The organism is Rhodococcus sp. SJ-2 (assembly GCF_053750035.1).
This window is the reverse complement of the sequence record NZ_CM132340.1, coordinates 1,225,565-1,245,767: the sequence shown is the minus strand read 5'-3', so window position 1 is coordinate 1,245,767 and position 20,203 is coordinate 1,225,565. Positions and strand designations below refer to the sequence as shown.

Genomic DNA, 20,203 nt, shown 5'->3' with positions numbered 1-20,203 from the left:
CGGCGGTCAGTCGTCGATCCGCCACAGCCGCCACATCGGCTGGTTGTCTCCGTCGTTGGGGATCTCGAGTTCGAGGGTGGAGATCTCGCCGCCGGTTTCGAAGATCGTCGGGTAGCGCCTGTTGATGGCGTCGGATGCTCCACGCCCTTCGTTGGGAACGGTGAGGATGTACTTGACTCCGTATTGGGCGGGACGGTTCAGGATTTCGGTGAAGTCGGCGTCCGACGGGACGACGTAGGTGCCGGGTCTGTCTGTCGCGGTGATCACCGCGAATCCGTACACGGTGTCCATCAGTACGGAGCCGGGTGGCAGGTTCTGCTCGTCGAGATACTGCGCGAGACGACGTTCGGTGGAGAACGACGCGACCACCCGCTCCTGCTGCTCTCTCAGATCAGAGGTGTCCTGGGAGTCGGGAAACAACACGGTACGCAAGGCATGCTGTTCCTGTGACAGGCTCGGATCGAGCATTGCCACGAACGTGACCGGCAGACCGAGCACGAGCAGTGCGGCGCCGAGCGGAGCGAGACCGCGCTGATCGGTGCGGCGCGGGACGGCGTGGGCACCCGGTCTGCGCGACACGAACTGTCCGCGACGCGGCGCCAGTTGGATCACCCACACGGCAAGCAGCGGCACCGCGCACAGGTAGAAGCGCAGAAACGGGAAGGTCATTCCGCGCAGGTACGACAGCGCTGCGAAGCCGAGGACCGCCCCGAACACGACGAAGGGGATGACGGGTTCGAGATCCCGGCGACGCCACGCGAGTGCCGCGACGAGAGGCATCAGCAGTGGCAGCGCAGGCCCCAGCACCGCAACTTCGGCAACGGAGAACGCTATCGCGGCCAGTCCTCCTGTCGACCCTCCGCCGCTCTGCTCGAGAATCGCTGCGTTGCCGTACGACGACGAGAATTGTGCCAGTGCGTCGCCCGTGATGAGCCAGCTCGTCGCGGCGAACACGACGAAGGACAACACGACCGGTGATGCGAACAGAATGCCGTCCAGAATCGGCGGGTGCACACTGCGCGGGTCCGAAGCGCGAGTGCGCCACCGAGCGAGGAGCATGACGAACACCGTCGCGGCGCCCCCGGCCGCGAGTGCGTCGTACCGGGCGAGATACGCGATGCCGATCGCGACACCGGCAAAGGTGAGGTCGTGCACGTCGTCCGTGCTGGACCAGCGGATCAGTCGGCGGACGGCCCAGCACAGCAGCATCAGAAAGGGTGCCTCGCTCATGCCGTTCGCGCCGTAGTAGACGATCATCGGATTGAGGGCGAACAACGCGGTCACCGTCCACACCAGCCACGTCGCGCACCCTCGGTCGCACGCGATCTTGTGGATCTGCACCACAGCGCCCGCCATGAACGGCGCAGACATGGCGACAGCGGTGATCCCGAAGCGGGTGAGGTCCGGGAACCAGCCCGACAATGCTGCCAGTGGCAGCTGCCCGATCGCGGTCAGCGGAGTGAACACGAATCCGATGGCCGCAAGGTGCGGGTCACGGGAGAACAGCACGGTGCGCGCAGCAGAGACCCGACTCAGTGAATCACCCTGGTAATACCTGACTTCGAGAGCCAACCACAGGCCTACCGCGACGTAGAGCGCACACGTCGCCCAGAACACCCTGGCCGTCCGGGGTGTCATGAGGACAACCCGTGGAAGGTCTTCTCCCAGTAGGAGGGATTGCGGATGAGCTGATAGGTGCCCTTGAGGGCGGCGATCGACATGAGCAGCCAGTAGATCGGCACCGTCAGGCACGGCCACCACAACGCCGAATTCGAGGTTTCCCGGCATGCGATCAGATTCATATAGAGCACAGCGGAATTGCCGAACACCAGCGAGACCAGTGCAGGAAAGTACACGTACACCGGGAAGATCTCCTCGATGACTTCGGGCTGCCCGAGGAGCCACGAGATGGTGGTCAGCCAGAACACCATGTTCAAGCACGCGATGATCGGGGTCCCCGCGAGCAACGTGGTGAACCGCAACATACCGACGGTGCCGATGGCCCGCCACAGCCGGACCGGTCTGCGCATGTGTACGAGCCATGTCTGGAGGTAGCCCTTGTACCAGCGAGAGCGTTGGCGAACCCAGTTGATGGGGTCGCTGTTCGCCTCCTCGAGCGTTGTGGAATCGAGAACCGCGGTGCGGTAGCCGGACTCCGCGATACGCACACCGAGGTCCGCGTCCTCCGTGACGTTGTACGGATCCCATGCCCCGATGTCGTCGAACACGCTGCGCCGGATGTGATTGGAGGTGCCGCCGAGGGGAATAGGGGAATGCGAGGACATCAGTCCGGGCAGGATGAAGTTGAACCACAGTGCGTAGTCGGCGGTGAACCAGCCGGTGAGCATGTTCTGCGAACCGTTGTGGAAGGCCAATTTCGCTTGAACACAGGCGACGTCGTCACCGACGTGGTCGAAGGCGACGATCACCCGCCGCAGTTGCAGCGGATCCGGAAGGTCCTCGGCGTCGAAGATGGTGACGATCTCACCGGTTGTGAAGTGCAGACCGTAGTTGCAGGCCTTGGGTTTCGTGCGTGGATCGGCCGGTGGCACCGTCAGGATCTCCACACTCGCACCCAGCCCGGCGGCTTCGGCAGCCTCGATGGTGACGGTGTCATCTTCCTCGAGCAACAGCAGGACCTGAAGTTTTTCGGTGGGATAGTCGAGCGCACTCATCGCCGCGACCAGATCGCCGACCACCTCCGGCTCGTTGTAGGCGGGTACGAGCACGGTGTACGGGGGAAGTTGTTCGTCTGTGAGCGCGAGGGCTTCCTCGTCGCTGACGATGAGCAACGCGTCGCGGGCCAGCCCCCGCGAGAACAACAGGAGCCTGTCGGCGAGGGTCGCGATGTAGCCGAGGGTGCACACGGTGGTCACGACGATCAGCGCGGGTTTCGTCACCACGACGAGTGCCACCACGAGGATCGCGAGCAGCGACAGGCCGATCCACTTCTGCACAGGAGTGAACGCAACGGACGCCGACGACACGGGACTGCGCTCGCGCAAGCCGAACACCGCGTCGTGCAACGCCGCGCGCGTGTATTCGTCGTGCGCTTCGGTTCCCTTCTCAGGTACGAGCGGCCGACTGCTCACGTTTGCTGCCATTGTGTCTCCACGAAATCGCGCCCGAGCTCGGTGAGCATGTCCCGATCCTTGTCTTCGGGTGAGGTGTCGGAGACGGCTGAATTGCCTCGGAGCAGGACTCTCATGAGCGTCCGGATATTGGCGACCGAATTCGGTTCGGGTTGTGGGAATCGAGCATCGAATTCGTGGTTGTCGACGGTCAGCAGGCTGACGCGTTGCGCTGTGTCGTTGCCGCGGGTCCACACGAAGCTCAGGAGGTTCCAGGTGACCAACAGGTCGTCGTCGACGACGGTGAAGTACTCGGCGGTGACTCCGTAGCCGAGTTCGATGTAGCTTTTCGCGCTCACACGTCCTCGGCCGATGCTGTACATCGTCTGCGTGGGATAGACCTCGAGCACACCTGCACGCCGGACCTGCAGGGTTTGCACTGCGACGGTGCGGGGGCGGAGTAACCGGTCCCAGTCGGCCCGGGGTTCGTCGGCCCGGATCGTCTGACGACGGAGTACGGCGGTGTTCCCGAAATAGGAACGGGGCCAGTCGTAATCGACCGAATTGATCTGCCCCCAGCCGCGTGGAACCGTCTGCGTGATAGTGCCGGACGGTGGTGGTCCGGGTGAGACCGGGGTGAGATGTTGGTCCGGCAACGGTACGAATGCGAGCGCGAGCGAGACCGGCACGATGTAGAGCGCAGCGACGGCCGCCTGCGCTGGTTTCACGGGATTCGGTGGTAGCGCGCGCGGCGCCGGTCCGCGGAATCGGAGCAGATATGCACCGGCACCGACGAGCAGCGCGGCAATCGTGGGCGCGTACTGGTAGAGGCCGATCGGTGCGCCAGGCCGAAATATCGTGATCACCGTCAGCGCAGCAACTCCGACTGCGAAGGTGACGACGCCGACGATGAAACCGCGGGTATGGGAAGTGCGTGTCGCGAGACCGGCAGCCGCAGCTGCGAGAAGCAGCGTCAACATCCCCGCCGAGAACTTCGTGCCGCCCAGCTGGACCAGGAACAGCCGGTAGAGGATCGGGGAGGTGACGAACAGCATCAGCCATGCGAGCCAGTACCTCGAGGTGGTGCGCAGCCCGAACATCGCGACGCATGCCCCGGATACGAAAACCCATGCGGCCAGGACATCGAGGTGCATGAGCTGATAGGTCGTGGCGTAGCGGGGCATCAGCAATGCCTTGATCGCGAGCGATACCGCCAGCAGCAGGACGGCGACGATGGTGTCCGTCTGCCTGTCGTGGATGGGAAGTTCGTTTCTGCGCCGGTGAGTGATGCCGACGGCCACGAGCGCGGCGAGAGGAGGAACGATCAGGACGAAACCGCCCGTCGTGCCTGCTCGGAGCTCGTAGAACAGCTGAAGCCAAGTGGAGTGGAACGCAACGAGTGTCGCCGCGACGATCATCACCCACCGGACGGAGGTGTGGACGAACGGATACGACGCGCCTCGACGGGACGGCGCTCGTGTCGTCGCCGCGAGCATCACCGGGGCTTCCGCCGGTTGCGGCGCAGCACCATCAGGACTGCGCCCCCGGCCACACCGATCACGACAAGTGCTGCGGCGCCCACGAGCGCCCAGCGGACCGGCGCGGAAATCCCTTCCTCGGAAGCTGCGAGGACATCGCCCCGAGGGTCCGAGAGCGTCACGGGATCGCGTCCCTCGGTCGTGAACAGCACATGTCCGCTCAGTCCGGGCCACCGCTCGGGATCGGCTGCGAGCCAGCGCAGGGTGCGGTCGAGTTCTGCGGGTACATCGGTGGAGGTGGCGACGAGGACGGTGCGGTCGTTGTCGCGAAGTACCTGCATCGACGCGTACGAGACATCCGTGCCGAACGTCAGGCTCGTGGATGCGCCCTCGGCACCGGCCAACTCGAATCGACGGTCCTCGGTCCGGGTGAGCCGCAGTGGGAGGTCCTCGGGAAGATTTCCTTCCGCCGCGACGATCACCGCAGGTTTCGACGACCCCAGCGCTTCGTCCAACGACACCCATTCGGGGTCGAGCCGCGCCGGGGTCAACGATTGCAGGCCGGCGATGATGTCGACGGCGCGTGCCGTGTCGACGATCCCGGTGCCGGTCGCGGCGACGTCGACCTGCGGCATGAGCGTCTGGGGTAGCGATGCGAATCCGTCGGGTGCGGGCGGGTCGGCGATCGTGCTGGTGACGTGAGTATCGCCGTCGACACTCAGAGCGACGGGGTGCTCGATTCCGCACTGGCGTTGTCCCCCGGTGGTACGGAGTGAGACGGTCAGTTCGGTGGATCGTTGCATTGCTGTTGCGGGAACGGCGATGGCACGGTCGATGATGCCGCTGGACTCGGCTGCCCACGAAGCGAGGACGGTCTCACCCGCTTCGACCGTGAGGAGCCCGCCTTCGGTATCGGGAAGCGGGGTGTACGACCCCTTCAGGTCGAGTCCCAGGTTTCCGACCGGTCGTCCGAACCGGGCCTGATCGAGGTACAGCCGAACCTGGGCGACACCCACCGACGTCGTCGTCTGTCCACCGATGCCGAGGTCGTCGAGGGTGGTGATGTCACGGCTGAGCTGGGGTGGTGCCGTGATGGCTCCGACGGAGACATCGCTGGACACTGCCAGATCGGACAGCAGCGAGGTGATGATGCGGGTCTGGGTCGCGAGGCCATCCCTGTCACCCCGCAGATACAGGGCGGGAGGACCACCGGGAATATCGCCCAATTCGGCTGTTCCGTCGGGCGGGCCGGTCTCGGAGACCACGATCTGCCGGACGAATGGGTTCTCGGCGGCCGGGGGGATTCCGTTCGGTGGGGTCGGGCGCACTTCGACGGCAGGCGCACGTCCGGTGTAGCGGGCAGTGATGGAGGAGGCGAGACCGATTGCGGTGTCGGATTCGACCGCGCTGGGCTCAGCAGGCAGGTACACGTCGAGGCGTTCGAGGACCGGAGGAAGGAAGTCGGCGAGCACGGTGGGTTCGGTGGGTGTCCCCACGTAGCGGACCGCACCATCGCGGAGGGTGATCGAGCGGGTGTCCCAGTCTTCGGGGCAGATGTTGTCCACGGCAAAGAGGTTCATCCGCAGCGATACCACTGCTTCCCGGTTCTCGACGGTCGCTGCACCGAGAGGTAGGGAGACGGGTGCGGTAGCGTCCTCCGGTCGAATGTCCACACGTCCGAGCAGACGCCCGCCGGATTCGATATCGATCGAGCCGCGCGCGACGTTCGCGGGCAACTCGATTGTGGTGTCGAGCGCTTCGGGGCGAAGCCCGTCCGGGACGGGCACAGTGAGTGTGACGACGTCCGAGCTACCGCGGAAGTCGATCGTCTCGCCGAAGCCGAGTCTTTCTGTACCGAATGTCTGGATGCCGGGCGCGGCGGTGTCCGTTGTGGCGGCGTCGGATTCAGGCGCGGACGGGTCCTGCGCGAATGCGAGAGCCGGGCTCGCGAGGAGAATCATCGCCGCCGATGCGGTCGCGAGCACGGGCCGCATGCCGAACCTGCGGGTGTTGTCAGCCGTCACAAGTGCCACATAAGCAGACCCGGGCTCGGTTCGCTGGCCGAGTGAAAGATCTTGTTTCCGGTTGGTGACCCGGTTTCGGGCACTCCACGCAGATCGGACGACTTACCTGCCCAGTCGGGTAGTTTTTCGGTAATACTCGCGAGTAGCAATCTTGGTCGATAGACTCCGAAACGAGTCGTCCTCCTGTCCCCCCTGCGAGGACGACCGCGCGGGCCGGTACCCCCCATCTCCGGCCTGCGTCGAAGCCCCGCCGATCCCCACCACGATCGGCGGGGCTTCCTTCATCCGCGAAACCTCGTCTCCAGGTCGTTGTCGGAGTTCGGATCGACGACGTGACGGCGTGGGATCGCGCAGTGGACAAGGGGTTTCCCGATGTCGGCGCGCTGGAGCGCCGTGTCCGGACCCTGGTGGATCCCGCATGCGGCCCCGGAAACGCCACGTGCAGGTGACGCAACGGCTATCGAACGTATGATCGATAGGTGAAGCTGTATCGAACTGCCGGCGGATGGGCGGAGCCTGCGCCTTCGCACTGTCCGAACGGGCATGAACTCGGCGCCGATCGGGTGCTGGTGGGATCGCAAGTGTGTAATTGCGGCAGCAGGCATCGCACACATACCTGCCGAGCGTGCAACGCAACCGTCTACTCTCCGCCGATGGGATCGAAGTGCCGTCTTCGTGCATTCGACGAACGGTGACTGCCGTTCAGTGCACACGAGTGAGCAGATTGTTTTATGGTCGAACGGCAGTCGCCGCCAGCGGCCGGTTCGGAGTCGGGGAGGTTCTGAGCCGCTGCGCAGGCCGTCGGGGAGGCCGGGCGACTGGTAGGGGAGCCCCGCCGGCGAATTGAGGGGGAGGAGCCGGCGGGGCCCTGAACTGCATCTCCTGTGTCGGGGAGGACTTCCAGGAAGAAGCGTCGCGTCAACGCGACGGGCGCCACTGTATTGGAGCGCAACCGGTCCCGTCCACTTCCGATGCCGAAATGATATTTAGCGCCACAACTATTCGTGCCTGCGTCATCGGCGCGAACAACTGACCCAGTCGTTCAGCTGCGTTTCCATTCCGGTTACCTGACGTGAAGTTGCCCGTACAACTTGCTCGACCATGGTCGATGGCGTGACGGAGCGCAACGGTTACCACAAGATCGCCGGTGAGCTCGCAGACGAGATCGCCCAGCTGGAACCGGGCACCAAACTCGAGAGCGAGCACGAGCTGATGGCACGGTTCGGCGTGGGACGGGCATCTGCCCGCTCGGCGGTCCAGGAGCTCGAGCGTCGCGGACTCGTCCGCAGGCTCCGCGGCTCGGGCACCTACGTCAACCGCCGCATCGACTACGTCGTCTCCAAAGAGAAACGACCGTCGTGGCATCGGACCGTCGAAGCGGCAGGAGCGGTGCCGCGTTCGACCGTACTGCTGTCCGAGGTCCGCCCGATTCCGGAATCCAGTGCGCACTACCTCGGAATCGAACCCGGAACTCCCGCCCACTACATGCGCCGGCTGCGTTACGTCGACGACCAGGTGGCCGCGCTCGGGGAGGAGTGGGTGCGGTGTGAGGCTGTCACCGAGCTCGGCTCCGCCATGCGCGTGGAGGAGTCGCTCGACGAACTCCTACGCCAGATGGGCAGATTCGACGTCGTGCGGTCGTGGTGCCGCACCTCGATGGAACTGCCGCCACCCGAGATCTGCACAGCACTCGAGATGACCTATGTCGCTCCCACCTGGATCATCGAAAGCATCAACCGTGACGCCGAAACCGGCGTCGCCGTCACCTACAGCTCCTCCTGGACGCGCGCCGACATGATCCGCGTGGTCATGGAGATCGGCGACCATCCTCCCGTTTCGACCTGTGAAGGAAACTGATGACGACCCACACCTACACCCGGGAGCGGCTCGCTGAGCTGCTCGCCGCGGCCCCCGAACAGGATCTGGTGGGTGCAGCCGACGCGTGCCTGTCCGATGGTGCGGCCCTGACCGTCCTGACCACCCCGGAAATCGGGTGCATCGCCACCCAGGTTCGTGAACCCATCGGTCACGCCCGCTTCTTCCTCGGCAATGTCCTGGCATGCCACGCAGAAGTACGGCTCGACGGCACCCGCGGCTGGGCCATGCGCATGGGTGACGACCGCGCTGCGGTGCTCGCCGCAGCCGTGTGCGACGCCGAGGTCGCTGGAAACCGGCCGAACGCCGGTCAGGTGCTCGAGCTGTGCGCCCGCATGGAAGCCGAGCTCGCTCGCGCCGACGCCGAGGAATGGGTACACATCGCCCCCACCATCGTTCAATTCGAGGAGCTGACGTGACCCTCTCCGCCACCGAAAAAATCCTGGGCATCGGCCTCGATCCCGTTGTCGCACAGCAGGTCTACCGTGCGATGCTTCAGGCGTTCAGCCGCCCCGGCCTGCCGCAGACGTTTCCGCCGACGGACTTCCCGCCAGCCCTGCTTCCCGCGCTCGCCCTCGCCGACCTCGAAACCGGTGTCGCCGTACTCGAAGACGGTTCCGACTGGATCGAGGTACTCACCGTCGCGACCGGCGCCCCCGTCGCGGTCCTCGACGAGGCGAAGTACATCACCGCGCTTCGTCCCCTCACCGCCGATGAACTGCTCTGCGCTGCGCGCGGCACCGCGTTGTCACCGGAATCCGCTTCGACGGTGATCTGCTCGGTGCCTTCCCTCGAGGGGGGAGTACCCGCCGAACTCACCGGGCCGGGTGTGAACGGCACCGAAACCATCGCGCCGCTGGGCTTCGACGACACGCTGCGCAACGCCCGCGCTGTCACCGTCGCCGACTTCCCCGCAGGCATCGACATTCTGCTCGTCGCCGACGACGGCACCGTTCTCGGGTTGTCGCGCACCACCCGCATCGACACCTCGTCTTCGCGCACCGCACAGGAGAACTGACATGGGATATTCCGGAGCCCGCGGCGGACTCGACGCGATCCTCGCCGCCGAAAGCCTCGTCCGCAGCGCACGTGAAGCCGACAATTCACCGCGCCTGACCACCGAACAGATCACCGGCCGCATGCGCCTCGCCGTCGACCGCGTGATGGGTGAAGGGTCGCTCTACGACCCCGCAACCGCAGCCGACGCGCTCCGCCAGGCGGAAGGCGACGTCATCGAGGCCACCCACCTCGTCCGCGCCCACCAATCGACCCTTCCGCGACTGGCGGTCAGCGAACCCGTCGACCCCGACGAGATGACAGTGCTGCGCCGCATCGTGCCTGCGTGGCGTACACCGGACGGACCCCAATTACTCGGCCGCACAAGCGATTACACCGGACGTATGCTCGTCCGCGACGATGCGCCCGTGCCGCCGACCGTCATCGACGGGGCCCCCACCCCCGACCGGACCGAAGCGGAACGCCACCCCAAGCGCTTCTCGGAACTGCTGCGCGAAATGGACCTGCTCGCGGACAGCCGCCCGACCGACGGCTCCGACCCCGAACCGTTCGACATCTCCCGACACCCCGCTGCGCCTCCTGCGCCGCGCTCGGCGGTGCTCGCGTCGATGGCACGCGCCGAAACGGGTTCGCTGATCGGCACGTGGTACCGCTCGATCCGCGGTACCGAAGGCAACCTGCACGAGGTCACCCTCGGCGAGGTGCGACACGGCCGCGTACCGGTGCGCGTGCGCCATCCTCATACCGGAAATGCGTTCGCGGTCGGCGACGTTCGGGTCACCGAATGTGAGGCGATCGAAGATCTCAACGGCCCCGACGAGGATCGCGGCCGCTTCGACGTCGGTTACGGACTGTGCTTCGGGCACAACGAACGCAAAGCCATCGCGATGGCGAACCTCGATATCGCATGCCGCCGCTTCGGCGACACCGCCGGTCTCGAGCAGACCCTGCTTCTCACCACCGACGGCCTCGACTCCTGCGGTTTCCTCGAACATCTCAAGCTTCCGCACTACGTCACCTTCCGCTCGATGATCGATCGGAAGCTCGCCGTGCAGGCCGGCGCCGGCGACGCCGCGGACCGCAACACCGAACCTCTCGGAAGGACCTGCTGATGACCGACCTGCTCACCACCCGTAATGCTCGGCCGGACACCGGCTCGCGCGTGACCCACACCCTCGACGCGATCGACGCCGCCACCCGTGAACGCGGCATCCTCGACGAAGGATCCAAACGCGAGATCCGCCGCGCGACCTTGACAGCGGTGTGCGTGCCCGGCTATCTGACTCCGTTCGGTTCGCGCGAGATGCCTGTCGCCCGCGGATGGGGCTCCGGCGGGTTGCAGGTCACCCTGGGGCTCGTCGGCGGTACCGACGTCGTCAAGGTCATCGATCAGGGCGACGACGACGGCGTCAATGCCACCAACCTGCGGCGCCTGATCGAGTCGAGTGAGCGGTGCGCCTCCACCAAGGACACCCGCGAGTCGACGATCATCCAGTCGCGTCACCGCATCCCCGAGGAACCGATGAGCGAGGATCAGATCCTCGTGCTGCAGGTGCCCAACTCGGAACCCCTTCGCGCCGTGCAGAAATCGGTGACCGAATGTGCCCGCATGCACGCCGAGGCCGACTATTCGATGATGTGGGTCAGCCTCTACGAGGACCTCGTCCGCAACGGTGTCATCACCAAGACCACCGGCTACCCGGTACTCGTCGACGGCCGGTACGTGATGATCACGTCGCCGATCCCGCGGTGGGACGTCCCGCGCCTGCACAATTCACCGCATCTGACGCTGCTCGGGGCCGGACGTGAGAAGCGCATCTTCGCAGTCCCGCCCTACACCCCGGTACAACCGCTCACATTCGACGACGTCCCGTTCGAGGTCGAAGGCAGCGACGACCAGGCCTGCGTACGTTGCGGTTCGTCCGATACGTTCCTCGTCGAGGCGTCGCCCGGCCGGATGATGTGCAGTGATGTCGAGTGGTGTACCCGCGTCGTCGACGCCGACATCGACGCGGCGCTCCACAGCGCGCACGCCCCGACGCGCTTCCTGCCCGACCCACAGCGGCGGGTCCGCGTCGCAAACGCCGTGACGCGACGTGATCCGGCCGAACTCACCGACCGGCCCGTGCCCGCCCACCCCGACGGCTGGACCCTCGCCGTGCGGGACGTCGGCAAGGTGCACGGCCCCGGTGGTGCCGACGCCGTCCCGGGAACCGGTCCCGAGACCGGCACCGCGATCAGCCCGGCCACCGGTGCCGTCGTCGCGGCGTGGGATGTCAGCTTCGACGTCGCGCCCGGTGAGGCGCTCGGCCTGATCGGCGAGTCCGGGTCGGGCAAGTCGACGGTGCTGCGCTGCCTGATCGGCGACGACAAGGCCACCAGCGGCTCGATGTTCCTGACCACCGTCGGGGGCGGGACCACCGACGTGTTCACCCTCGACGACACCGAACGCCGCGCGCTGCGCATCGACACCCTCGGACTCGTGCACCAGAATCCCGCCGACGGACTGACGATGACGGTCTCCGCGGGTGGCAACATCGCCGAGCGTCTCACCGCCGCGGGCTGGCGCAACTACTACGAGATCCGCGACCGTGCCGCGTATCTGCTGGAGAAGGTCGAGGTGCCGCTCGAGCGTATGGACGATCCCGTCCACACGTTCTCCGGCGGTATGCGTCAGCGCGTGCAGATCGCTAAGGCGCTTGCGACCGATCCGCGTGTACTGCTGCTGGACGAACCCACGACAGGTCTCGACGCGTCGGTTGCGGCCGGTGTGCTTGATCTGCTGCGGAATCTGCTCGCCGAACGCGACACCGCCGCCGTGGTCGTCAGTCACGACTTCGCGGTCATCGAGGCACTCACCGACCGCACCCTCGTGATGAACGTCGGCCGCGTCGTCGAGAGCGGGCTCACCGACCAGCTGTTCCAGGACCCCCACCACCCCTACACCCAGCGGCTCGTTGCAGCCGCACGGAGGTGACCATGTCTGTGTCCACCGTGCCCGTATCCACCACTGCCGATCCGGTTCTCACCGTCCGCGACCTGCGCAAATCCTTCACTCTTCACACCATCGACGGCCGCACCGTCACGTCACTGCACGGCGTCGAACTCGAGGTCGGTCGCGGTGAGCACGTCGCGCTCGCAGGACCGTCCGGTGCCGGAAAGTCGAGCTTCCTGCGTTGTGTGCACCGCAGCTACCTGCCCGATGCGGGCTCGATCGTGCTGCACACCGATGACGGCCCCGTCGAGCTCACGGAGTTGCCCGACCGGGAGATGGCCCGGCTGCGCGGACGCGAACTCGGGTACGTCTCACAGTTCCTGTCGGCCCCTCCGCGCACCGCGCCTCTCGAAGTGGTCGCTGCCTCCGCACGGCGACGTGGGATGAGTCGTGCCGACGCCCGCGAAACTGCAGCGGAAGCCCTGCAGCGGCTTTCGCTCGACGAGGCACTGTGGGACGTCGACTGCAGCGTCCTCTCCGGTGGCGAGCGCCAGCGTGTGAATCTCGCCGCAGGTACCGTCCACCCGCCGCGGTTGCTGCTGCTCGACGAGCCCGTCTCGGCGCTCGACCCGGTCAACCGTGAACGTGCACTCGAGCTGATCGCGTCGCTGTCGGCGTCCGGTGTCGCGGTGCTCGCAGTGTTCCACGATCTCGAAGCCATGCACCGTCTCGCGACACGTGTCGTGCGGTTCGCCGACGGTCACATTGCCCGAATCGGATCCGCCGCAGACGTGTTGGGAGACGCAGCATGACCGGAATCGAAACCGCACCCGCTACCGCAGCATGGACGCTGCAGTGCGCACCGCAGAGTTACGTGGTCGGCCACGTCCGGGCGGTGCTGCCGGACCGCATTCTCGACGATGCACGCATCGTGGTGCGCGACGGCATGATCGAGGAGATCGGCCCGTCCACCCCCGGAGTGCGGTCCGACGTCGACGGCGGCGGTCTCCTGTGTGTGTCGGGCCTGGTCGACGTGCATTCCGACGGACTGGAGAAGGAGCGTCTCCCGCGACCGGGTGTCGAACTGCCGTGGGCGTTCTCCCTCATGTCGTTCGAAGGCAAGGTGCGGGCAGCGGGTGTGACGACCGTGTTCCACGGTGCGTCGTTCTCCGACCGCGCCACCGCGACGACGGGCCGCAGCGTCCATGTTGCGCAGCAGATGTGCGAGTCGATCGAGGACTGGAACACCCGGGAGACGGACGCGCGACTCGTCGACCACCGTGTTCTGCATCGCCTCGACGTACGGTCTGCGCCCGGGTTCGCCGCCATGCGTGAGGAATTCGACCGGCTGGTTGCGGCAGGTGTCGTCACCACCACAACCCCCGCGGTCATCTCGCACGAGGACCACACACCGGGGATCGGCCAGTATGCCGACCGCACCTACTACGAGAACCACATCGCAGGAGTCCGCGGCATCTCGGCGGAAGATGCGCGCCGAGTGGTGGACGGGCTGGCGGCCGAACGAGAGGCCAACGCGGGGATCCGCGACGAGACGATGGGGTGGTTGGCCGAACAGTCCCGCATGGGTCTTGCCCGTGTCTTCGGGCACGACCCCGAATCGGCCGTCGAGATCGCCGACCTGGCCGCACGCGGAGGAAACGTCGCCGAGTTCCCCACCACCGTCGAGGCGGCGCGGGAAGCACGGGACCGCGGCATGTCCGTGGTGATGGGGGGTCCGAATGTGCTGCGGGGACGCTCCCACTCGGGCAATGTCTCCGCTGGGGAACTGGCCGATCTGGGGCTGGTGACGGCGCTGGCGTCGGACTACCTGCCGTCGTCGCTGCTCGGTGCGGCGTTCGCCCTCGCGGAGCGCGGCATGGCGTTGCCCGCGGCGGTCGGACTCGTCACGAGCGGTCCCGCGACCGCGGTCGGGCTTGCCGACCGGGGCGCGCTGACCACCGGCCAGCGCGCCGACCTCGTCCTGGTCTCGCTCGAACACGGTCACCCGGTGACCCGCGCGGTACTGCGCGCATCGTGAATCCTCGGCCCCGCACCCATTCGGTTGCGGGGCCGAGGTGCATTGATCGCACAACACACCGCGAACGTCGTCCGGTCGAGGGGAGGAGTTCACCTCGGGTTGGGAGATTCGATGCACCGTACAGACAGTCTGGACTCCAACGATGCCGATAAGGTGTCGTCCCCTCGTGCCCCGACTCGCTTCCGCGTGTTCGACAAGGAGTTTCCCCTCATGCGTATTTCCTCTTCCCGTACTTGGTCTGCGGTGGCTGTGGCCGCGGCGGCCGCGCTGACGCTGTCCGCGTGTGGTTCCAGTGCCGACGAAGACAGCTCCGCGGGCGCGACCGGAAGCGAGGGCGCCCCGGAGACGCTGGTGCTTGCATCCATCCCGAGTGAGGACAGCACCAGCCTGGCGCAGGAATTCTCGCTGATTCAGCAGGTCATCGAAGACGAGACAGGTATCCCGGTCGAGTTCCAGAACGCCACCGACTACGCGGCCGTCATCGAGGCTCAGCGCGCAGGCAAGGTTCATATCGGCCACTACGGCCCCTTCTCCTACGCCACCGCAAAGGACGGTGGCGTGCCTGTGCAGCCACTGGGTGTGTTCGCCGACAGCCCCGACGAGGAACCCGGCTACCAGTCGTACGCGATCGTCCCCGCGGGATCCGAGATCCGGTCGCTCGAAGACTTCCGCGGCAAGACGGTGTGCTTCGTCGATCCCACGTCCGCTTCCGGCTACCTGTACCCGTCAGCGGGTCTGCTCGAGGCCGGCGTCGACCCCGAGAAGGACGTCACCCCGGTCTTCGCGGGCGGCCACGACGCCTCCGCACTCGCGGTCGAGAGCGGCCAATGCGACGCCGGTTTCGCATTCGACACGATGGTGACCGAAACTCTCGTCCAGAAAGGCGATCTCGCCGAGGGCGACCTCGACGTCATCTGGGAGTCCGAGATGATCGCGGCCAGCCCCTCGGCTGTGCTGACCACGCTGCCGCAGGACCTCATCGACCAGCTCACCGACATCTACGCGACGAAGCTCAACCGCCCCGCACTCGTCGAGGCCGGTTACTGCGCCAGCGAGCAGGAGTGTGAGCTTCCCGAGGGCACCGAGTACGGATTCATTCCCGTCACCGACGACTTCTACGACGGTGTCCGCAAGGTCTGTGAGATCACGCAATCCCCTTCCTGCGCAGCCTGACCCGAATCCGAACCCCTCGACATCTGGAGTCCGCCATGACCGACCCCGACCATGTGCGCCTCGGCGCATCCATCGACAAGATCCTTCGGCCCACCATCGAACTCGATCACGTCAGCAAGGTGTTCGGCCCGGGGCTGCGGGCACTCGACGATGTGTCGCTGACGGTGTATCCCGGCGAAGTGGTTGCGCTGCTGGGCCTGTCGGGATCCGGCAAATCGACTCTGCTGCGTCTGCTCAACGGTCTGCACCCGTCCACATCGGGTGCCGTGCGGGTCCTCGGGCACGAGGTGGGCACCGCCCGCGGCCGTGAACTACGGGAACTCCGACGCAAGGTGGGATTCGTGTTCCAGCAATTCCACCTCGTCGGCAACATGTCGGTGCTCGAGAACGTGTGTTCCGGTGCTCTCGGCTCCTTGCGTGGCCCCAGGTTCGGTCTCCCGATGTACCCGAAGTCGGTGCGTCTGTCCGCCATGGAACAACTCGACCGCGTCGGTCTCGCCGACCGTCCGTTCCAGCGCGCCGACACGCTCTCGGGCGGGCAGCAGCAGCGTGTCGCGGTGGCGCGCGCACTGATCCAGAAGCCGAGGATCCTCCTCGCCGACGAGCCTGTCGCCTCGCTCGATCCCGAGTCGTCGGCGCAGGTCATGGCGCTGATCTCGCAGATTGCATCCGAAGACGACCTGACGGTGGTGTGCAGCCTGCACCAGGTCGATCTCGCACTGTCGTGGGGGCACCGACTCGTCGGTCTGCGCGGCGGCCAGCTGGTGCTCGACAAGCCGGTGTCGGCGATCGACAGGAGCGAGACGATGAGCATCTACTCGGCGGTCGAGCCGGTCGCGTCCGCTCAGGCCACCGCAAACCGATGACGATCACCGCGCCACCGGTGAAGACGCTGCCACGCCCCACGTGGCACACCATCAGCGCGCAGGTCATCCTGTTCGGCCTGTTCGCGGCCGCCCTGTGGTCGATCGCGTCGCTGAAGATCAATGTCGCGACGATCGTCGACAGTATCGGTAACGCAGCCGAGTTCCTGTCGCGGATCTTCCCACTCGATTTCCCGTCCCTCGGTGAGCTCGCCGCGATGACCGGGCAGACCCTGGGGATCGTGCTTCTCGCGACCGTACTGGCCGTGGTGCTGAGCATCCCCGTCGCGCTCGGCGCCGCCCGTAACACCGCACCCCGCAGGGCACTTCGGATGCCTGCGCGCACCATCATCGTCGTCACCCGTGCCATTCCCGAACTGGTGCTGGCGATTCTGTTCCTGCGTCTGTTCGGCCTCGGCGCGATCGGTGGCATCCTCGCGCTCGGCATCCATTCGATCGGCATGATCGGAAAGCTGTACGCCGACGCGATCGAAGACACCGACCCCGGCCCTCGGGACGCACTGCGCGCCGCAGGCGCCACGTGGTGGCAGCAGATCACCGGCGGGGTGCTGCCGCAGGTCATGCCCGCGATCGTCGCCACGGCCCTGCACCGGTTCGACATCAACCTCCGTGCCTCCGTCATCCTCGGATACGTCGGCGTCAGTGGTATCGGGCTCGAGTTGTCGGCGGCGCTGCGCACGATGAACTATCAGCGGGGTATGGCGCTGGCATTGTTCATCGTCGCGTTGTGCGTCATCGTCGAACTGATCTCCGGGGCACTGCGGCGAATGGTTCTCGGCGACAAGGCGCCTGCCCGCAGAAACCTGCTCTCACGTCTTCGTGACCGTATCTCGAGCGCTCAGGACGGCTGGGTCGATCGTGAACCCGGCGGCACGCGGGTGCCGACCGCTGCGCGCGCCGCAGACGGCCGGTATCGGATCAGTCCGCCGTGGACGGGCGAGCGTCTCACGCGCACCGCCTACGTCGCACTCTTCGTGCTGGCGCTGCTGGCATCGGTCTGGTCAGCGAACATCGACTTGTCCCGTATGGCCGAGGGGTTCGGCTCGATGTGGAATACGCTCTCGCTGTTCTTCCCACCCGGCACCGGCGGTATCGGCGACGAACTGTGGGCGCAACTGGTCGTCACGTTGCAGATCGCTCTCGCGGCCACCCTGATCGGCCTGATCGTGGCGGTCCCCGTCGGTCTCCTCGCGGCCCGCAATGTCGCACCCACTCGGGGTGTCGCGAAGGGATTCCGCGTCTTCATCGTGGTCGTCCGCGGTATCCCGGATCTGATCCTGGCGATCATCGTGATCGTCGTGACCGGCCTCGGTGCCACCGCGGGGGGCGATCGCGCTGTCGGTCGGCGCAATCGGCCTGTTCAGCAAGCTGATCGCTGACTCCGTGGAGGAAACGGACATTCGCGTGCAACAGGCGGTGGTTGCCGGCGGCGCGACACGCATGCAGGTCCTCATCGCCGCGACGATCCGCCAGTCCGGGCCCGCGATCATCGCGCACATCTTCTATCAGCTCGACACCAACATCCGTGCCGCGACACTGCTCGGTGTCGTCGGCGCAGGCGGACTCGGCTTCTACCTGATGAACGCGGCCCGCGTCATGCAGTTCGACGTGGTCACCATGATCGTGCTGATGATCTTCGCGGTGGTCATGGTCGTGGAGGGTCTGGCCATCTGGGTTCGCCGAGTCGTGTCCTGATCCCCGCCGCGAGCATGGCCGAACGTCACCTTCGTCTACTCGAGGTGGCCGAAGGTGACGTTCGGCCATTCCTACCCACTGGAGAAACCATATGAACCTCACCGAATCCTCGACCGCCGCGGCCGGCCGCATGCTCACCGCCGCGTCCGACGCCGCGCTCACCGCCTATCGCGATGCTGTCGCGACGTTCTCACGGGAGAAGCTGAAGTCCATTTCCATGGAAGGTGCCGACGGTACGCCGACGATGCTCATCGACGTCCTCGTCGAGGACGCCATCATCTCGGCCGCCACGGCCGCCGGTGCGAACGTGCTCTCGGAGGAGCGGGGCTGGATCGACGCCGGATCCGCCGTCACCCTCGTCGTCGACCCCGTCGACGGCTCCGCCAACGCGGCCGCGGGTATTCCGCTGGCATGCTTCAGTGCTGCGGTGGTGATCGACGGCGAGTTCACCGAGGCGTCGACCACCTGGCTGCACACCGGACAGACCTGGTGGGCCTCGCGCAGTAAGTCCGCGTTCCGGACCAGCGGATGCACGTCCCTGTCGTCCGCCGCGGTCTCGATGCTCCGCCCGCACGAACGTAACCGCGACGCCTGGTGGCGTGTCGCGGAGAAGGCCACTCGCATCCGCATACTCAGCTGCAGCACCCTCGAGTCGGTGTTCGTCGCGACCGGGTCGACCGACGCGTTCGTCGACGCAGGCAGCGACACACACCGCCTGATGGACATCGCGGCCGCAGTCGTGCAGGTCGAGGCATCCGGCGGTGCGGTGATCGACGCGTACGACCGTCCCATCGTGTTCGACACCGACCTGACGAAACGGTGGAGCGGCATCGTCGCCGCTACCGACGACCTCGCAGCCGAACTGCGCGAAGCCGTTCAGGGGGTAGTTTCGTAAGGACATCGAAACCGACGGGAGTGCTGATGTCCGGACAGAAAGCCCGCATGCTGGCCGGCGAGCTGTACCTCGCCGACGACCCCGAACTTGCGGCCGATGCACTGCGCGCGGCCACGCTGAGCGAGAAGTTCAACGCCACGAGCGCCGCAGAACCGGATGCGCGGCGTACGCTCCTCACCGAACTGGTCGGCGACCTGGGCGAGCGGGTCGAGATCCGCCCGCCCCTGTACGTCGATTACGGGTACCAGATCACCATCGGGGCAGGTACCTTCGTCAACTTCGGGGCCGTGATGCTCGACGTAGGGCGCATCACCATCGGCGCCGACATGCAGATCGGTCCCAACGTGCAGTTGCTGACACCCACCCATCCGATCGACCCCGAGCTGCGCCGCGCCAAGTGGGAATCGGCTGAACCGATCACCATCGAAGACAACGTGTGGCTCGGCGGTGGCGTCATCGTCGGGCCGGATGTCACGATCGGGGAGAACACCGTCGTCGGTGCGGGCGCGGTCGTCGTGAAGGATCTTCCGCCGAACGTCGTTGCCGCGGGAGTGCCCGCCGCGGTCGTCAAACGTCTCTGACCCGGGGGAGTCAGCCGGCGTTCTCGTTGCCGTCTTCGAGCTGGCGCTGTTCCTTCGCGAGCCGCCGCTGCTCTTCGACGCGCGCACGGAAGCGGCGCTGGAAGTCCTCGTCGTGCTCGGGATCGAGCACAGGCCGGGTGGGTCGGGGGTATTCGGGAGCGGACTTCGACGCCAGAATCTCCACGATGCCCTGAGGTCGGCCGAGGATCAGCCAGAGCACCGACCCCGCCAGCGGCAGCAGAAGTACGATCATCAGCCACAACAATTTGGGCAGGTGCCGGACGCGCTCCTCATCGGAGCAGATCACGTCGACGAGGCAACCCAGCCACAGCAGGGTGATGATCAATCCGAGGTATGGCACTTCCACAAGCTAACTCGAGTTGATCAGATCGAGAAAGCGCAGGAGGCCCGCAGCAGGTGTCCGAAATGACGATCGATGTACCGATATATCGGGCATCGACCCCCGTGTCGGCGACCTACGTCCACGACGCTCCGCGTGTCACCTGAGCAACCTGGACTCAAAGGTGACAACGTGAA

At 66.2% G+C, this 20,203-nt stretch carries 18 protein-coding genes; 13 read left to right on the top strand and 5 right to left on the bottom strand.

The genetic code is table 11. The features are described from left to right. Window positions 1-6: 6 nt before the first annotated feature. From ACSYG9_RS05625 to ACSYG9_RS05610, 4 genes are read right to left on the bottom strand one after another with little or no spacing between them, the layout of a single operon-like run. On the bottom strand, window positions 7-1,638 hold the full coding sequence (locus ACSYG9_RS05625) for an ArnT family glycosyltransferase (protein ID WP_454841522.1): 1,632 nt from the start codon (window positions 1,636-1,638) through the stop codon (window positions 7-9). Further along, complete coding sequence (locus ACSYG9_RS05620) at window positions 1,635-3,104, bottom strand: glycosyltransferase (protein WP_440126209.1); 1,470 nt, start codon at window positions 3,102-3,104, stop codon at window positions 1,635-1,637. Before ACSYG9_RS05620 ends, ACSYG9_RS05625 begins: the two co-directional genes overlap by 4 nt. Further along, a complete protein-coding gene (locus ACSYG9_RS05615) occupies window positions 3,089-4,567 on the bottom strand; it encodes an archaeosortase/exosortase family protein (RefSeq protein WP_454842886.1) in 1,479 nt (492 codons plus the stop codon). Before ACSYG9_RS05615 ends, ACSYG9_RS05620 begins: the two co-directional genes overlap by 16 nt. Continuing rightward, entirely contained in the window at window positions 4,567-6,573 is a 2,007-nt protein-coding gene (locus tag ACSYG9_RS05610; protein WP_454841521.1) for a hypothetical protein, read from the bottom strand. Before ACSYG9_RS05610 ends, ACSYG9_RS05615 begins: the two co-directional genes overlap by 1 nt. 1,113 nt (window positions 6,574-7,686) lie before the next feature. Here ACSYG9_RS05610 and ACSYG9_RS05605 point away from each other — a divergent pair. The 13 genes from ACSYG9_RS05605 to ACSYG9_RS05545 all read left to right on the top strand — a co-directional run bounded on the left by ACSYG9_RS05605 (window position 7,687) and on the right by ACSYG9_RS05545 (window position 19,666). Then, window positions 7,687-8,430, top strand: a complete 744-nt coding sequence (locus ACSYG9_RS05605) for a UTRA domain-containing protein (protein ID WP_440126207.1) — start codon at window positions 7,687-7,689, stop codon at window positions 8,428-8,430. Then, complete coding sequence (locus tag ACSYG9_RS05600; protein WP_440126206.1) at window positions 8,430-8,867, top strand: phosphonate C-P lyase system protein PhnG; 438 nt, start codon at window positions 8,430-8,432, stop codon at window positions 8,865-8,867. Before ACSYG9_RS05605 ends, ACSYG9_RS05600 begins: the two co-directional genes overlap by 1 nt. After that, window positions 8,864-9,466 (top strand): phosphonate C-P lyase system protein PhnH, encoded by a 603-nt coding sequence (gene phnH / locus ACSYG9_RS05595; RefSeq protein WP_454841520.1) that lies wholly within the window; start codon window positions 8,864-8,866, stop codon window positions 9,464-9,466. The genes ACSYG9_RS05600 and phnH overlap by 4 nt, the downstream gene beginning before the upstream one ends. Window position 9,467: 1 nt before the next feature. Then, the gene (locus tag ACSYG9_RS05590; protein WP_454841519.1) at window positions 9,468-10,577 is read left to right on the top strand and encodes a carbon-phosphorus lyase complex subunit PhnI; all 1,110 of its coding nucleotides are present in this window, start codon (window positions 9,468-9,470) and stop codon (window positions 10,575-10,577) included. Further along, a complete protein-coding gene (locus ACSYG9_RS05585) occupies window positions 10,577-12,442 on the top strand; it encodes an alpha-D-ribose 1-methylphosphonate 5-phosphate C-P-lyase PhnJ (RefSeq protein ID WP_440126203.1) in 1,866 nt (621 codons plus the stop codon). The genes ACSYG9_RS05590 and ACSYG9_RS05585 overlap by 1 nt, the downstream gene beginning before the upstream one ends. A gap of 2 nt (window positions 12,443-12,444) precedes the next feature. Further along, window positions 12,445-13,212: a phosphonate C-P lyase system protein PhnL gene (locus ACSYG9_RS05580; protein ID WP_454841517.1), complete on the top strand. Its 768-nt coding sequence runs from the start codon at window positions 12,445-12,447 to the stop codon at window positions 13,210-13,212. Next, window positions 13,209-14,438 carry an alpha-D-ribose 1-methylphosphonate 5-triphosphate diphosphatase gene (locus ACSYG9_RS05575; RefSeq protein WP_454841515.1) on the top strand — a complete coding sequence of 410 codons (1,230 nt, stop codon included), beginning with the start codon at window positions 13,209-13,211 and terminating at the stop codon, window positions 14,436-14,438. The genes ACSYG9_RS05580 and ACSYG9_RS05575 overlap by 4 nt, the downstream gene beginning before the upstream one ends. 210 nt (window positions 14,439-14,648) lie before the next feature. Next, a complete protein-coding gene (locus tag ACSYG9_RS05570; protein WP_454841514.1) occupies window positions 14,649-15,611 on the top strand; it encodes a phosphate/phosphite/phosphonate ABC transporter substrate-binding protein in 963 nt (320 codons plus the stop codon). A gap of 35 nt (window positions 15,612-15,646) precedes the next feature. Beyond that, the gene (gene phnC / locus ACSYG9_RS05565) at window positions 15,647-16,477 is read left to right on the top strand and encodes a phosphonate ABC transporter ATP-binding protein (RefSeq protein WP_440126199.1); all 831 of its coding nucleotides are present in this window, start codon (window positions 15,647-15,649) and stop codon (window positions 16,475-16,477) included. Further along, window positions 16,474-17,874 (top strand): phosphonate ABC transporter, permease protein PhnE, encoded by a 1,401-nt coding sequence (gene phnE, locus ACSYG9_RS05560; RefSeq protein ID WP_454841512.1) that lies wholly within the window; start codon window positions 16,474-16,476, stop codon window positions 17,872-17,874. Before phnC ends, phnE begins: the two co-directional genes overlap by 4 nt. Then, entirely contained in the window at window positions 17,807-18,190 is a 384-nt protein-coding gene (locus ACSYG9_RS05555) for a PhnE/PtxC family ABC transporter permease (RefSeq protein WP_454841511.1), read from the top strand. Before phnE ends, ACSYG9_RS05555 begins: the two co-directional genes overlap by 68 nt. A gap of 91 nt (window positions 18,191-18,281) precedes the next feature. Further along, entirely contained in the window at window positions 18,282-19,085 is an 804-nt protein-coding gene (locus tag ACSYG9_RS05550) for an inositol monophosphatase family protein (RefSeq protein WP_454841510.1), read from the top strand. Between the two features lie 26 nt (window positions 19,086-19,111). Then, window positions 19,112-19,666 carry a sugar O-acetyltransferase gene (locus ACSYG9_RS05545; protein WP_454841509.1) on the top strand — a complete coding sequence of 185 codons (555 nt, stop codon included), beginning with the start codon at window positions 19,112-19,114 and terminating at the stop codon, window positions 19,664-19,666. 10 nt (window positions 19,667-19,676) lie between these two features. Here the strand turns inward: ACSYG9_RS05545 and ACSYG9_RS05540 are convergent, their stop codons facing one another. Next, a complete protein-coding gene (locus tag ACSYG9_RS05540; RefSeq protein ID WP_440126195.1) occupies window positions 19,677-20,033 on the bottom strand; it encodes a PLDc N-terminal domain-containing protein in 357 nt (118 codons plus the stop codon). Window positions 20,034-20,203: the final 170 nt, after the last annotated feature.

Coding starts and splice junctions, on each gene's coding strand:
- ACSYG9_RS05625 (WP_454841522.1), bottom strand. CDS start 1,638: ATGACACCCCGGACGGCCAGGGTGTTCTGGGCGACGTGTGCGCTCTAC.
- ACSYG9_RS05620 (WP_440126209.1), bottom strand. CDS start 3,104: ATGGCAGCAAACGTGAGCAGTCGGCCGCTCGTACCTGAGAAGGGAACC.
- ACSYG9_RS05615 (WP_454842886.1), bottom strand. CDS start 4,567: ATGCTCGCGGCGACGACACGAGCGCCGTCCCGTCGAGGCGCGTCGTAT.
- ACSYG9_RS05600 (WP_440126206.1), top strand. CDS start 8,430: ATGACGACCCACACCTACACCCGGGAGCGGCTCGCTGAGCTGCTCGCC.
- ACSYG9_RS05590 (WP_454841519.1), top strand. CDS start 9,468: ATGGGATATTCCGGAGCCCGCGGCGGACTCGACGCGATCCTCGCCGCC.
- ACSYG9_RS05585 (WP_440126203.1), top strand. CDS start 10,577: ATGACCGACCTGCTCACCACCCGTAATGCTCGGCCGGACACCGGCTCG.
- ACSYG9_RS05580 (WP_454841517.1), top strand. CDS start 12,445: ATGTCTGTGTCCACCGTGCCCGTATCCACCACTGCCGATCCGGTTCTC.
- ACSYG9_RS05575 (WP_454841515.1), top strand. CDS start 13,209: ATGACCGGAATCGAAACCGCACCCGCTACCGCAGCATGGACGCTGCAG.
- ACSYG9_RS05570 (WP_454841514.1), top strand. CDS start 14,649: ATGCGTATTTCCTCTTCCCGTACTTGGTCTGCGGTGGCTGTGGCCGCG.
- phnC (WP_440126199.1), top strand. CDS start 15,647: ATGACCGACCCCGACCATGTGCGCCTCGGCGCATCCATCGACAAGATC.
- phnE (WP_454841512.1), top strand. CDS start 16,474: ATGACGATCACCGCGCCACCGGTGAAGACGCTGCCACGCCCCACGTGG.
- ACSYG9_RS05550 (WP_454841510.1), top strand. CDS start 18,282: ATGAACCTCACCGAATCCTCGACCGCCGCGGCCGGCCGCATGCTCACC.
- ACSYG9_RS05545 (WP_454841509.1), top strand. CDS start 19,112: ATGTCCGGACAGAAAGCCCGCATGCTGGCCGGCGAGCTGTACCTCGCC.